This is a genomic window from Gracilibacillus suaedae (assembly GCF_017599345.1).
Taxonomy (GTDB): Bacteria; Bacillota; Bacilli; order Bacillales; family Amphibacillaceae; genus Gracilibacillus; species Gracilibacillus suaedae.
Genome location: NZ_JAGFVL010000010.1, coordinates 1 through 13929 on the forward strand (window position 1 = coordinate 1; position 13929 = coordinate 13929).

Annotated in this window: 9 protein-coding genes, 9 tRNA genes, 1 rRNA gene and 2 pseudogenes; 2 read left to right on the plus strand and 19 right to left on the minus strand. The window is 37.2% G+C overall.

Annotation, left to right across the window (positions count from 1 at the left end; genetic code table 11):
• Positions 1–93 precede the first annotated feature (93 nt).
• Positions 94–531, plus strand: a pseudogene (locus J5J03_RS01185) (YdeI/OmpD-associated family protein); the annotation flags it as partial.
• Between the two features lie 76 nt (positions 532–607).
• On the opposite strand, the gene J5J03_RS01190 reads toward J5J03_RS01185, so the two are convergent.
• From J5J03_RS01190 to J5J03_RS01200, 3 genes are all read right to left on the minus strand, one after another.
• Complete coding sequence (locus J5J03_RS01190; protein WP_208585719.1) at positions 608–835, minus strand: DoxX family protein; 228 nt, start codon at positions 833–835, stop codon at positions 608–610.
• 69 nt (positions 836–904) lie between these two features.
• Positions 905–1762 (minus strand): RNA polymerase sigma-70 factor, encoded by an 858-nt coding sequence (locus J5J03_RS01195; protein WP_208585720.1) that lies wholly within the window; start codon positions 1760–1762, stop codon positions 905–907.
• A complete protein-coding gene (locus tag J5J03_RS01200) occupies positions 1762–3036 on the minus strand; it encodes a phytoene desaturase family protein (protein ID WP_208585721.1) in 1275 nt (424 codons plus the stop codon). Before J5J03_RS01200 ends, J5J03_RS01195 begins: the two co-directional genes overlap by 1 nt.
• A gap of 732 nt (positions 3037–3768) precedes the next feature.
• Here J5J03_RS01200 and J5J03_RS01205 point away from each other — a divergent pair.
• Positions 3769–4245, plus strand: a pseudogene (locus tag J5J03_RS01205) (replication protein); the annotation flags it as partial.
• A gap of 769 nt (positions 4246–5014) precedes the next feature.
• Here the strand turns inward: J5J03_RS01205 and glmS are convergent.
• The 16 genes from glmS to rrf all read right to left on the minus strand — a co-directional run.
• The gene (gene glmS / locus J5J03_RS01210; RefSeq protein ID WP_208585723.1) at positions 5015–6817 is read right to left on the minus strand and encodes a glutamine--fructose-6-phosphate transaminase (isomerizing); all 1803 of its coding nucleotides are present in this window, start codon (positions 6815–6817) and stop codon (positions 5015–5017) included.
• Between the two features lie 917 nt (positions 6818–7734).
• The gene (glmM, locus tag J5J03_RS01215) at positions 7735–9084 is read right to left on the minus strand and encodes a phosphoglucosamine mutase (protein ID WP_208585724.1); all 1350 of its coding nucleotides are present in this window, start codon (positions 9082–9084) and stop codon (positions 7735–7737) included.
• A 54-nt stretch (positions 9085–9138) separates the two neighbouring features.
• On the minus strand, positions 9139–10398 hold the full coding sequence (locus J5J03_RS01220; RefSeq protein ID WP_208585725.1) for a CdaR family protein: 1260 nt from the start codon (positions 10396–10398) through the stop codon (positions 9139–9141).
• The gene (gene cdaA / locus J5J03_RS01225; RefSeq protein WP_208585726.1) at positions 10391–11212 is read right to left on the minus strand and encodes a diadenylate cyclase CdaA; all 822 of its coding nucleotides are present in this window, start codon (positions 11210–11212) and stop codon (positions 10391–10393) included. Before cdaA ends, J5J03_RS01220 begins: the two co-directional genes overlap by 8 nt.
• Before the next feature lie 225 nt (positions 11213–11437).
• On the minus strand, positions 11438–12046 hold the full coding sequence (locus J5J03_RS01230) for an anti-sigma factor family protein (protein ID WP_208585727.1): 609 nt from the start codon (positions 12044–12046) through the stop codon (positions 11438–11440).
• Positions 12047–12060: 14 nt separating this feature from the next.
• The gene (gene sigW, locus J5J03_RS01235; RefSeq protein ID WP_231710555.1) at positions 12061–12627 is read right to left on the minus strand and encodes an RNA polymerase sigma factor SigW; all 567 of its coding nucleotides are present in this window, start codon (positions 12625–12627) and stop codon (positions 12061–12063) included.
• A 315-nt stretch (positions 12628–12942) separates the two neighbouring features.
• Positions 12943–13018 (minus strand) — tRNA-Ala (locus tag J5J03_RS01240).
• Positions 13019–13025: 7 nt separating this feature from the next.
• A tRNA-Lys gene (locus J5J03_RS01245) sits at positions 13026–13101 on the minus strand.
• A gap of 35 nt (positions 13102–13136) precedes the next feature.
• A tRNA-Gln gene (locus J5J03_RS01250) sits at positions 13137–13211 on the minus strand.
• 58 nt (positions 13212–13269) lie between these two features.
• Positions 13270–13355, minus strand: a tRNA-Tyr gene (locus J5J03_RS01255).
• Positions 13356–13379: 24 nt separating this feature from the next.
• Positions 13380–13455, minus strand: a tRNA-Thr gene (locus tag J5J03_RS01260).
• 6 nt (positions 13456–13461) lie between these two features.
• Positions 13462–13537 (minus strand) — tRNA-Val (locus J5J03_RS01265).
• A 3-nt stretch (positions 13538–13540) separates the two neighbouring features.
• Positions 13541–13615: transfer RNA gene (locus J5J03_RS01270), tRNA-Glu, on the minus strand.
• A 29-nt stretch (positions 13616–13644) separates the two neighbouring features.
• Positions 13645–13717, minus strand: a tRNA-Thr gene (locus J5J03_RS01275).
• Positions 13718–13720: 3 nt separating this feature from the next.
• Positions 13721–13795, minus strand: a tRNA-Asn gene (locus tag J5J03_RS01280).
• 39 nt (positions 13796–13834) lie between these two features.
• Positions 13835–13929 (minus strand): 5S ribosomal RNA (gene rrf, locus J5J03_RS01285); the annotation flags it as partial.

Here is a 13929-nt window from a genome sequence, read left to right on the forward strand (position 1 = left end):
CATTCGAATTCATGGATCCCTAGATTATTTAACACCTACTGAATACAAGTTGATGAACCTTTAAAAAATTGTCCGATTTAGTGTTGACATACCAAAAAGAACATAGTTTTAATACATGGATTTAAAGAATATTGTGCGCTTCTGTTTCACAAAGGTGCCTTACTACAGGATACCCATGGGATTTTAATCCAACAAACGGAGAATGTACAGGCTGCACGCCAGATTCGGTTCACCAATGTTCAAGAAATAGTTGAAATGGAAACCATCTTGAAAGCCTATATTTATGAAGCCATTAAAGTTGAAAAAGCCGGTTTGGAAGTGAAAAAGAATAAAGAATTAATAATTCCTGAAGAACTTCAAAATAAATTCGATGAAATCCCTGCCTTGAAAACTGCTTTTGAAGCATTGACGCCGGGTCGGCAAAGAGCCTATATTCTTTATTTTTCTAAAGCCAAAAAATCCAAAACTCGAGAGTCAAGGGTTGAAAAATATGTGCAGCAAATTCTCAACGGAAAGGGTTTAAATGATTAGTTTTGGGTGCCTGTCACTTCCAGCAAAAGTACCTCATAGGTAGACTTTTTTAAGTGTCTACTCTATAGGGTACATTTTAATAATGGTATAGCCGTTTTTTAACATAGTAATTAAAAATAATTAATACACCACATATTAATTCTGTAACCCCTACGATTAGTACTGCAATTTCAGGATAAGGTATACCATAATTAGAAATGGCAACTGTAAAATCAGCAACTACTAATTTCATTAGAGCAGAAGCTATAAATACATAGCCAACAACATATCTAATAAGCTGATAGGATGAAATATTCCTTGGCATAAAAAGCCTACTTAGAGATGGATATTCTATATATATGCAATAAAGGAGACAAGCTATGCAAAAAATATTTTAGGGCAACTTATCAGGATTCAAAGTTAGGTATATTTCATGAACTTTATTGTTACTAATATAAAAACTCATGATGCTCTGAAGTCTTCCATTCATGTAAATCACAATAGCCGGCTGACCATTGACATTTTTAATATCAAGATAAAAGTCTTCAGGAACCTTTTTTATTAAGCCGTATAATAATGCCAATACGTTGGATAGTGATACAATTGGACGAACAGCAGCGTGGACTTTGCCTCCGCCATCAGAGTATAGCGTAACATTTTCAGAAATAAGTTCTAATAAGGCATCCATATTTTGCGTTTGAAATGCTTGGATAAAGTGAGTAATAACTGATTTATTCTTCTCATAGTTTAGGCTTTCACCTTCTATGAGTGAGATTTTTTGCTTTGCCCGACTGAAAATTTTTCTGCAGTTTTCTTCCTTCTTTTCAATAATGTTTGCAATTTCTGTGTATGAGAAGCCAAATATTTCTTTTAGAAGGAGGGTGACTCTTTCATCTGGTGTCAAATGCTCCATCATTCGCAAATAAGCAATACTTAATCCTTCTTTTTGTAGCACTACTTCAGTTGGATCAAAGTCAGGTGATTGCTCTAACATTAGAGGCTCAGGATTCCATGGACCCACGTATTGCTCTCGTTTGTATCGAGCAGACTTTAGTACATCAAGACAGCGGTTCGTCATCATTTTGCAGAGATATGCTTTCTTATTGTCTATCTCCTGTTCAGTCATTTCGAATGCTCTTAAAAAAGTTTCATGCACAATATCTTCTGTTTCTGATACGGAACCTAATAGCCTATATCCTAAAGAAAATAATAATGGTTTAAATTGTTGATACTCCTCATTGCTAATTTGCATTATATCATCCCATTTTCTATTTTTATTATTTCCTGAGCTACTTGTTTTCCACTGCTGATTGCTCCTTCTGACAAAATGGAGTTAGCAGAAGCCCAATCTCCTGCTATATATAATCCGGGGATATCCGTTTCAGATCGCTTCAGGTTTTGCTCATCCCCTATCTGAGGTAAGCGTTGATTCACTGTAATGTTAGGGAGAAAACGTTTTGTTATCACATATTGCTGCCACCCTGGCTGTAGTTGTTCTAAAAATTGTTCAAGCTCGTTTTTCACCTCTTTCCCATCTATATGCACATTAGGAGAATGATATTTAAACACGTGAAAAATGGTGCTTTTTCCATCATCAGATAGCTGAGCATCACTTGAATGTACGGAATAATATAAAGGGTCAGTGACTCCCATAGCGAACGATAACTTTGGATTAGGAAGTTGTGTTAAAGCAACATCTAAAGTTGCTCCCTTTATAGGTGTTATTTGGCTAAAAAACCGATTCTGAAGATGATCATCCAGCATGTCATTAAGTTCTTGAGGATGAGTTGTACAAATCACCTTCTTTGCTAGTATTTCTTCGTTATTAGATAATATTAATGTATGATGATCAACTGAAGGGGCGATATGTTTTACAACAGAGTGTGATTGAACCTGAATACCGGAGATGACCGCTTTATTGTGGAGTTGATCAATTATCGTCTGCCAACCGCCATCTAAATACTGTACACCGCTCATACCAACCTTCAAATGCGAAACTATTAATTTTGCGCTAACCTTTTCAGGAGCATGACAGTACGTCGTGAGTCTCGCTAGTAAATAAAGTAATGACACTACTTTTTGCGACAATGTGATTTGCTTAACCCATTGTTGGAATGTGAGGTCTGCCAAATTTTCGGTATCCACTCTTCTCAATTTCATCAAAGTTCTCATCCATTCCAAACGTTCTTTCCAATTAAGGAAGTTTGTTGAAAATAGCCCTAAAGGAGTCAAAGGTGCAACATATTTCGTATTATTTTCGATTAATAAGCCAGTTAATTTTGGTGATTTACCATTAAGATTAATACGTAATTCTTCGAGAATAGGTTTCGCTATTCCTTTTTTATAAAGAGCATGGGGTCCAAGATTAAAATATTGGTGTTTTATCTTATCTGTTTTCGCTCTCCCGCCAACATGCTTACCTCTTTCTAATATTAATACCGACAAATTGCTTTTAGCTAGATAATTAGCTGCAACATAACCTGCTAACCCCGCACCAATAATTACTACATCCCATTTTTTAGTCATATGATAGCCTCCTTTAATTATTTCATAACTCAAGACGAGGAATGTAGATTATTTGTGACAGTGGAATGGTGATTTTAAACAATACGGACATCTGATTCGTTATTTGTATTAAAATAGCTATTTTTAAGGTCTAAGTGTACATCTAGTTCGTTATTTCCTTAAATGCCTAACAAATCAACTTCTATTTTGCTAAATAACGGAACAGATGTCCACGAACGTCTCAATACAATTGTTTTCACCAGATATAACGGATCAAATGTCCGCTCGTTTAGTTTTGGGTGCCTGTCACTTCCTGTATTTTGTCGAATAATCGTGAAGGGTGGTTGCTTTTTATTTGGTTATATGTGAAATAGTGAGCAATATGATGCCGATATGATTAAAGCGATGATGATGACTGAGCTAATCATGTCTTAAATTTCACCGATACGTATCCAAAAGTATATGAAAAATGTACTTTCATTAATAAACATCGCATTTTCATAAGCGTTTTTTCGATTTTCTAAGGATGTACCTTAAATACGCAAAAGTGCAGGATGCATTTTTTATTTATCATGGGAAATAAAGCTTTCTTATTTTTCATTAAAATCTGAGGTGATCCAAATGGCAAATCCAAAAATAGAAAAAGGTTACATTCGTATTGCAAATGATTTATGGAATGAGATTCTACGACGAAATTTTTCGTTTTCGAAGCGACAGTTGAATATCATTTTATTTGTTTAGCGCCTATCTTATGGCACAGGACAAAAGGATTGTGTGATTCCAACCCTTCAAACGTTTGAACTAGCAGGTTTACATAAGCAAGATGTCCGAAAAGAATTAGAATTTTTAGCTGATTGTGCTGTGTTAGATTGGGATAAGGAATCTATGGTATTTTCGATCAATAAAGATTATCTCCACTGGCAAATGACACCTAATACGAAATGGAAATCAGAACCATTTAATCAATTGAATTATAAGAATATTAAGCGAAAAAATCAAATGCAAACCCCCATTTATCATGAAAAGAAAGTTCGTGATTTACGAAAACCGACAAATATCAAGGTTCGTAAAATACGGACCAATCCACGAAAAAAGGGAAGTAAAACACGAACCTTCAACTTCGTAAAACACTTACCAAAAAATCGCGAAAACCCAATCATTGCAAAGGGTCCAGCGTCCGTAAAGACATATTTAAAGACATTAAAGATGAAAGACAATAAAGAAATATAGATTGGTATACCAAATATCAAAAAGAAAAAACGCCAAAAAAACCTGAGCTCACACAAGAAGAAAAAGAAAAAAAGTAGTAGAATCTGATCGCTTATTAGCAGAATACCTAAAGTCGAATTAAGGGTGTCTGTAACTTATGAATTTTAGTGATTGATCGTATGGAGTTGTCCCCCACAATTAATCTCTTTCCCTCACCAAATCCCCCTCAATCCCATACCACACCTAACTCCAACCCACTTTTACAAATAATGGTGCGTAATTAATGTTTTTCCGTAAAACTGCCGATTTTAACCCGATTCATACCCTGCGAAGTTTGTCGAACGGTAACTTTGTTTTTCCGTAACAGAGGAAGGACTGAAAGGAGATAGAAAAAAGAACAGAAGAAAAAGGATAACCTTCTCTTCTGCTCTAAACCTTTATATATCAAGTTTTATCCGATGATGAAACACTTCAATGTCATAGCATCTTTTTCTCAAATCTTTTCCAAAAGTCTCTCTCAAATGCTCTTTCCTTTCCCATTCACGGAAAAACATTAATACTTACGGAAAGAGATTAAGACTTATGGAAAAACATTAATTGTGGGTGACACATCTCTTGAGAATTCATATTAATCTTGTTGCGCAGTATAGGTCTACTACGTAATAAAAAAGAGTTGTTCCACAACCTGGCCGATTGTGGAACAACTTTACTGTAAAAGAAAGATCTTTATTGCTACTGATCTATGACATTTTATATTAAAATTCACAAGATAAAACTACACTACATCACATTACTCCACCGTCACAGACTTCGCTAAATTCCTTGGCTTATCAACATCACAATCACGATGAAGTGCTGCGTAATAAGAAAGTAACTGCATTGGAATAACACTGACTAATGGTGTTAGCAGCTGGTGAACTTGTGGTAAGACGAATTGGTCACTGTCAGTTTCCATTCCTTTCATACTTACGACACAAGTGTTAGCGCCACGCGCTGCTACTTCTTGTACGTTGCCACGAATAGATAGATTAACATTTTCTTGTGTTGAAATAGCGATAACTGGTGTACCATCTTCAATTAAAGCAATCGTACCATGCTTCAATTCCCCACCTGCAAATCCTTCTGCTTGAATATATGAGATTTCTTTTAACTTCAATGCCGCTTCTTGAACAACGAAGTAGTCCACGCCACGGCCGATAAAGAAGGCATTTCTTGTTGTTTCAAACATGTCTTTTGCAATACGCTCGAACTCTTCTTTTTGATCCGTTAATGTTTCCATCGCACTTGATACAATAGCTAGTTCTTGTAGTGGATCAAATGATAGATCGATACCTTTTGCTCTGGCACTATCTACAGCCAAGATCGCTAATACAGCGATTTGAGCTGTATATGCTTTTGTTGATGCTACTGCAATTTCAGGACCTGCATGTAAATGCAACGTATAGTCTGCTTCACGAGAAAGGGTTGAACCAGGCACATTCGTTAGTGTCAATGCCGGGTGCCCTAAAGCTTTTGTTTGTACTAAAACGGAACGGCTATCCGCTGTTTCCCCACTTTGTGAAATGAAAATAAATAATGGATTTTCAGATAACAATGGCATATTATAAGAGAATTCACTTGCAATATGCACTTCGACAGGGATATTAGCTAATTGTTCAATAAATTGTTTACCAACTAATCCAGCATGATAACTTGTTCCCGCTGCGATAATATAGATACGATCCGCTTTCTTCATCGCTGTGCGGATATCATTGTCTAATTTAATGGTATCATTCTTGTCTTGATACTCTTGAATAATTTTACGGATAACAAATGGCTGTTCATCAATTTCTTTTAACATAAAGTGTGAATAGGTTCCTTTTTCCGTATCAGAAGCATCGATTTCTGCTATATAGGGTTCACGTTCTACAACTGTTCCATCTAACTTCTGGATTTCCACACGGTCACGTTGAACCAATACAACTTCTTTATCCTCAATTTCCACATAACGATTCGTTTCTTTTAAGGTTGCCATCGCATCACTTGCTACAACATTAAAACCGTCCCCTAAGCCAACAAGTAATGGGCTTTTGTTTTTGGCAACATAAATAAGATCAGGATTTTGATTATCAATTAAAGCAATCGCATAAGATCCCTTTAGAACAGATAATGCTTTACGGAAGCTACTTAATACGTCATTCGCTTCATTAGCAAGTTGTTCAATCAGCTGTACAACGATTTCTGTATCTGTCTCACTTTTTAGCTCAACACCAACTAGATATTCATCGCGAACCTCATTATAATTCTCGATTACACCATTATGAACTAATGTGAAACGACCAGATCCACTTTGGTGAGGGTGTGCATTGTCTTCACTAGGCTCACCATGTGTTGCCCAACGAGTATGTCCGATCCCCATTGTCGCCATCACATCTTGGTCTACCTTATCACGTAATGTCGCAATTCTTCCCTTAACTTTTGTTACATTTACACCATTATCATTTAATAAAGCAATACCTGCAGAATCATATCCGCGATACTCTAATTTTTCTAATCCTGTTAATAAAACTTCCTTTGAATCATTTACTCCAATAAAACCTACAATACCGCACATAGCGTTGTCTCCTCCTTATATAAGGGGCAGACAAACGACCATTGAACTTCTTTTGTTACAAGGGGCGTCTATCTGCCCCTTTCTCGTGTTTGTATCGTTCATCTTGTTTTTATTTTTGTACAAGAAGTTGCCTTCCTGTTTTCGAATAAAAACATATCGGTTGAGATGTGCAACCGGGAGGCATCCGCCGATCATACTCGATAAACCTCCTCCTCGTCAGCTATGAGTTTACCGTACGTCATAGCCCAGGCGCTTTCATTTAAATTTCTGTTTCTATGCTCCTTTCCATTCTTGACTACGTCGCTAAAGAAAACGACTATTTTATTTTACTTGAAAAGATCTTTTTAAGCAATCAAAATTGTAAAAAGATCTACTACAAATCTATGCAGAGTTTATATGATTAGTGAAAAAAAATCTTCCCGGTCCTTTGTCATGATAAGGATACATCCGATAGTTTTTATTCTTGTTCGAAAGCATTTGTAATAATCCGGTTACCTCTCCTCACAGCATTTTACCATTGATATTATCTAATACAAGGAAAACAGCTTCATATAACTGTAAGATTTCCTTGTAAAATAGCATTAACAGGGAAATCTTACAATTAGATGAGAGTTTTTCCGTGTAAAAAGTTAGTCTGTGATAGTCTGATGTATGCTTACTTACCTCTTTTAAAAAGATAGCTTTTTTATTATGTAGCTGTTTTTTGTAAAATAGGACTTGTTTATTGCGAATCGCTGCTTCTTTATTGCGAAATAGCTCTCGTTTATTGCGAATCACTGCTTCTTTATTGCGAAATAGCTCTCATTTATTGCGAATCACTGCTTCTTTATTGCGAAATAGCTCTCATTTATTGCGAATCACTGCTTCTTACACTAAAAAAGAAGCTATGGATTTGCCATAGCTTCTTCTCATTATCCTTACTCTTCCATTCCCATTACTTGTTGGATTACTTCTACAACTTCATCAACGTAATGGTTACAGTCTTCTAATGTTGGTGCTTCCACCATTACACGTACTAATGGCTCTGTTCCGGACGGACGTACTAACACGCGGCCTTGATCCTCCATCTTTGCCTCGACTTTATCAATAGCCTCAAGTACAGTTTGATTTGTCATCACTTCATTCTTCTTCACTACACGAACATTCTTTAATACTTGTGGGAATTTTTCCATTTCACCAGCCAGTTCAGATAACGGCTTACCTGTCTCCTGCATGACATTGATAAGCTGTAATGCAGACAGCATTCCATCCCCAGTAGTCGTATAATCTAAGAAAATGATATGACCAGATTGTTCCCCACCTAGATTATAGCCATTTTTACGCATTTCTTCCATTACGTAACGGTCCCCGACAGCTGTTTTATTACTTTTCATTTCGTTTGCTTCTAATGCTTTATAAAAACCTATATTACTCATTACCGTAGACACGACAGTGGAATGACGCAACATTCCTTGCTGATTTAAGTATTTTCCGATAATAAACATGATTTGATCGCCATCTATTATATTTCCCTTTTCATCTACAGCAATTAAACGGTCTCCGTCACCATCAAAGGCAATACCGATATCCGCACTCTTTTCTACCACTAGTGTTTGCAGCTTCTCTGGATGAGTAGAGCCGACTCCGTCATTAATATTTAAGCCATTAGGTGAGCAACCAATGGTTGAAATGTCTGCTTCTAAATCAGCAAAAAGATGTGATGCAAGTCCTGATGTTGCACCATGTGCACAGTCTATTGCAATATGTAAGCCATCAAATTCATTATCAATTGTTTCTTTTAAATATTGAATATACTTCTGTCCACCTTCAAGGTAATCATTCACCTGACCAACTTCTTCTCCAACTGGTCGTGGCAAATCATCGGTATCCATATCTAACAATCCTTCGATTTCTGCCTCTTGTTCATCAGACAATTTGAAACCATCAGAACCAAAAAATTTGATGCCATTATCCTCGACCGGATTATGAGAAGCAGAAATCATGACACCTGCTTGAGCATTCATTACTTTTGCCAAGTAAGCGACACCTGGTGTAGAAATAACTCCAAGTCGCATTACCTCAGCACCAATTGAAAGGAGACCAGCAACTAATGCTCCTTCTAGCATATTTCCTGAAATACGAGTATCACGACCTATAAGTACCTTCGGTTTGTTAGCCTCCTTTGTTAACACATATCCGCCATATCGGCCAAGCTTGAACGCTAATTCAGGTGTTAGATCTTTATTGGCGACGCCACGGACACCATCCGTTCCAAAATATTTACCCATTTTCAAAATCTCTCCTTTTACATAACTTATCCTCATATTTTCGGTCATTATGTATTATTCTTCTTGTTCGATATCTACCGTTACTTGCTCATATTCCAATTCAAATTCTATCTCTTCCGGTATACCTTCAGGTGTAATGAGTTCAACCGGGAGCTGGTGCTCACCAGGAGCAAGATCTCCAATATCGATTGTTAATTGAAGATCTTCTTCTGCTACTTCTGATAAATCAGATGGAAAGCCTCTCATGGTGATATTCATACTATTGGTATCTGGCTCGGTAAATGATACGGAAAGCTCGTCTACTTCATCTTCGTATTCGATCGTCACATCTTCTAATATTTCTTCTTCTATTGTTTCTACTTCTACATTAACATGGACTGTCTCACTACTTACCTTTCTAACATCTGAAGGGATGGATAAAGGCACTTCGATTGTGCCACTTTCAGAAATTTCGCTTAAATCTATAGGTTCTGTAACTATTTCCTCTAATTGATCTAAATAGCTCTCCTCAGCAAATACTTGGACTTCTTCTGTTTCTAATTCCATCGAAGTTACGCGAACATCTTCTGGTAGTTCGCCTTCCGTTTCGATAGATATTGGGACATTTTTATTCGGATTTTTCATATCCACTGAAACGTCAACAGTTGGTGGATCAATCCTTACATTTAATTCATTCCCTTGGTTATCATATACCTTTACAGGAACATTATCGATAGTTTGTGTTTCACTGAACCCACTGACATCAACAAAAGCCTTCACTATTGCTATTTTATCTACAATGCTTTTGGAACTAGTAACTGTTACTTGCTCTGGATCAGCATAGACATTGGCAACTTCATATCCCGCTTCTACTCTATCTCTATTCACCGTATCTATCGTAACATTGAATTCTTGACTGGCTCTTTCTTCTATTGTTACTTCCACTTCTTGTGGCTCAACGTAAACATTCAACCTATCTGGAATGCCAGAATATTCGAGTGGTACGATATGTGTACCTGTTCCTTGATCTTCAAGGTCAACAAACACATCAAAATTACGCTGTAAAGAGGTAGATGTTACTAAACTAACTGATCCCTGTAAGGATACTTTTACGGTTTCTGGTACTCCACTTACCACATATTTGTCTTGATCAATCATGGTTTGGACAGGGACATCTTCCAATGTCTGCGTTTCGTTTGTATTACCAAATGGCAGTTCAAACCCATCATCATTATCATAAACATTCTCATCAAATGCAACGACAACAAAAAGCAAGACAGAAAGTATCAAGGCAACAACTCTTATGACCCATGGTTTTTCCAACCACTTATTCATTTCTTTTACCCCTCCAATTCCATGCCTTTGTCGTTGATGTTTTAAATTTACTCACTAATTCGGATTCGAGGATTTCTGCTAATTGTTCTGCTGTCAGATTACGGTGTAACTCACCATTTTTGGTACAAGATATGTTACCCGTTTCCTCCGATACAATAATGGTAATCGCATCTGTTACTTCGCTAATACCTAATGCTGCTCTGTGGCGTGTTCCTAATTCTTTGGAAATAAAAGGACTTTCAGACAATGGTAAATAACAGGCTGCGGCCACAATTTCATCTCGACTAATGATAACAGCACCATCGTGTAAAGGCGTATTTGGGATGAATATATTAGTTAACAATTGATTCGTTAAATTCCCATTAATCGGAATACCGGTTGATACATAGTCACCCATGGCTGTATCACGCTCAATCGTAATCAATGCACCAATGCGCCGTTTGGCCATATATTTACAAGAATCCACAATTGCTGCAATCGATTGATTAAGCTCTTCTTCCTCTGAAGTGGTATTACGCGAAAAAAAGCTTCCTCTTCCTAATTGCTCCAATGCTCTTCTTAATTCAGGCTGAAACAAAATAATAATCCCTAAAGGTCCCCACATAATTACTTGCCAGATGATCATTCGAACTGTGCTTAAGTCGAATAAAACACTAGCAAGATATATGATAATAACAACGAAGATACCTTTTAATAATTGGATTGCCTTCGTACCACGAATAAGCATCAATAATTTATATAAAACATACCAAACGATGGCAATATCTGCGATGATTTTGACAATGTCTAGTAAGTTCAAGTCACTATTAAGCATGCAAACACGACCTTATATCCATCTGAATCCTCTTCCTTATCTCTATTGTAGTTATTGTTTATTATAACATATGTTTTATATAAACCTTAATAAAGACAGTGACTCTTCTAAATTAATATAAGAATCACTGTCCTTTTTCCAATTATAGGTAATATAAGCAGAGATAACAAACTTTGATTTCTCTATACTCACGCGGCTGAAAGCAGACACTCTGCGTTATTTTTATTAATCCAAACTAAAAACACTTTCAACAAGATCTTTTAGTTTATACCACATCCAATTAAATACCTGATCAACTTCCTTTATTTCACCAGCTATTTTACCTGCAGATGCTGATAAATGTTCTCCATTAATGAGAATAACATCACCTTTGACTTCTCCTTCTACTTTCACATTAGCATTCTTTACTTCAAGGTCATCTTCAATAACTACATCCTTAGGTACAATAACCGTATCATTTTCCACAATTAAATTCTGCCCTTTAGGGTAGCTTAGTTGCTGGTCTTGATTCCATGCAGAAAAAATACCACTGAACATCAAAATAAAGAAGATAGCAGCTGCAGTTAACATGGGATGTAATTTCATCCATCTTTTTGCTGTCATACGCTTCTTCTCTTTTGGTAATTGTGCCATTACATTTCTAGTAAAGTCATTAGAAGGTTTTAATTCTAAATTTGCTGTCACTAGTGCTACTGTTCTTTTTAATTCTTGAAAATGTTTTTGACAAGCTTCACATGATTGTAAATGGGAGCGTAACAGCTGTTCATCATCTCTCGTTATATCACCATCTAAATACTGATGCATCAATTCAACCATTTCTTTATTACATTTCATTTCACTCACACCCCTTAAACATGGCGAAGCCTTTTTCTAAGAGCTTCTCTGCCTCTGTGGATTCTCGTCTTAACCGTCCCCACAGGTATTTCTAATATTTCGCTAATTTCCTTGAGAGATAGCTCATCTAAAAAACGTAAAGCAATTATACTCCGATATTTCGCAGGGAGTTGCATTATTTCATTTTGGATATAACTTTGCATTTCTAAACTTTCTACTTCTTCTTCTGGAAGAGCTTGTTCAGCCGGTAATTGTGCATATAAATTTAATCCTTCTGTACCTTTTATTTCAGCATCAAGATAATAATCAGGTTTTTTCTTGCGGATTCTATCGATGGTTAAGTTTGTCGCAATCCGATACAGCCAAGTTGAGAACTTTCGGTTTTCATCAAATGACTGGATATTAAGATATGCTCGAATAAAAGCTTCCTGTGCAATATCTTCTGCTTCTTGCTTATCTCCAATCATCCGATAACAAATAGCAAAGACTTTATTTTGATAGTATGCAACAATATCTTCGAATGCTGTTTGGTCTCCCTTTTTTACTAATTTAATATTGTGCTTTAATTTTTCTTCAATCATCTAATTACCTCCGCTACATTGGCGGTTACTTTAATTACGAGGTACCCCAAAGAAAAGTTTCATTTATTTTAATTTTTTTTATCCTTTTTTGTTTCATTAATCAAAGATTATTATATCAAGAAAAGCTACATTTTTGTTGATATATGACAATTTTTCACAAAAAATGTAGAGAAGTTTTCTTTATCTTATGGAGTTGAAGGAATTTACGGATTATTAGGTGTTCGAAGTTAGACAGATACACAGATTTTATATTTTTATCATACAAAAAAAGCCGTCTCCACTTTTTAGGAAAACCGCTTTGTAATAACCGTATATTGGTGGAGCCTAGCGGGATCGAACCGCTGACCTCCTGCGTGCAAAGCAGGCGCTCTCCCAGCTGAGCTAAGGCCCCATCAAACTGGTGAGCCATGGAGGATTCGAACCTCCGACCCTCTGATTAAAAGTCAGATGCTCTACCAACTGAGCTAATGGCTCTAATAAGTTTGTTTTCATTTTTTTGCACATAAAAATGGCTGGGCTAGCTGGATTCGAACCAGCGCATGACGGTACCAAAAACCGTTGCCTTACCGCTTGGCTATAGCCCAACAATATAAAATGAAGTGTACAAAAGATAGTATATACACTTAGGCAGGTTTTATACAATGGTGGAGGGAGTAGGACTCGAACCTACGAACCCGATGGGAGCGGATTTACAGTCCGCCGCGTTTGGCCAACTTCGCTATCCCTCCATGCATAAATATTATAAAATTAGCTGGTGCCGGCCAGAGGACTTGAACCCCCAACCTACTGATTACAAGTCAGTTGCTCTACCAATTGAGCTAGACCGGCTCAAAATGGTGGAGGATGCAGGGCTCGAACCTGCGACCCCTTGCTTGTAAGGCAAGTGCTCTCCCAGCTGAGCTAATCCTCCAGATGGTGACCCGTACGGGATTCGAACCCGTGTTACCGCCGTGAAAGGGCGGTGTCTTAACCACTTGACCAACGGGCCAGTACATTTAATTCTCACAAAAATAGCAGAGCTTCCAGCCGGACTTGAACCGGCGACCCCTTCCTTACCATGGAAGTGCTCTACCGACTGAGCTATGGAAGCAAATGGCTCCACAGGTAGGATTCGAACCTACGACCGATCGGTTAACAGCCGATTGCTCTACCACTGAGCTACTGTGGAATGTTCGGCAACTGATGCTTCTCAAAGCTGTTTTTTTCAGCCTGGCAACGTCCTACTCTTGCAGGGGCGCGAGCCCCAACTACCATGGGCGCTGGAAAGCTTAACTACTGTGTTCGGCATGGGAACAGGTGTGA

Coding starts and splice junctions, on each gene's coding strand:
- J5J03_RS01220 (WP_208585725.1), bottom strand. CDS start 10,398: ATGAATAAGTGGTTGGAAAAACCATGGGTCATAAGAGTTGTTGCCTTG.
- J5J03_RS01230 (WP_208585727.1), bottom strand. CDS start 12,046: ATGAAATGTAATAAAGAAATGGTTGAATTGATGCATCAGTATTTAGAT.
- J5J03_RS01200 (WP_208585721.1), bottom strand. CDS start 3,036: ATGACTAAAAAATGGGATGTAGTAATTATTGGTGCGGGGTTAGCAGGT.
- J5J03_RS01190 (WP_208585719.1), bottom strand. CDS start 835: ATGCCAAGGAATATTTCATCCTATCAGCTTATTAGATATGTTGTTGGC.
- cdaA (WP_208585726.1), bottom strand. CDS start 11,212: ATGCTTAATAGTGACTTGAACTTACTAGACATTGTCAAAATCATCGCA.
- sigW (WP_231710555.1), bottom strand. CDS start 12,627: ATGATTGAAGAAAAATTAAAGCACAATATTAAATTAGTAAAAAAGGGA.
- J5J03_RS01195 (WP_208585720.1), bottom strand. CDS start 1,762: ATGCAAATTAGCAATGAGGAGTATCAACAATTTAAACCATTATTATTT.
- glmS (WP_208585723.1), bottom strand. CDS start 6,817: ATGTGCGGTATTGTAGGTTTTATTGGAGTAAATGATTCAAAGGAAGTT.
- glmM (WP_208585724.1), bottom strand. CDS start 9,084: ATGGGTAAATATTTTGGAACGGATGGTGTCCGTGGCGTCGCCAATAAA.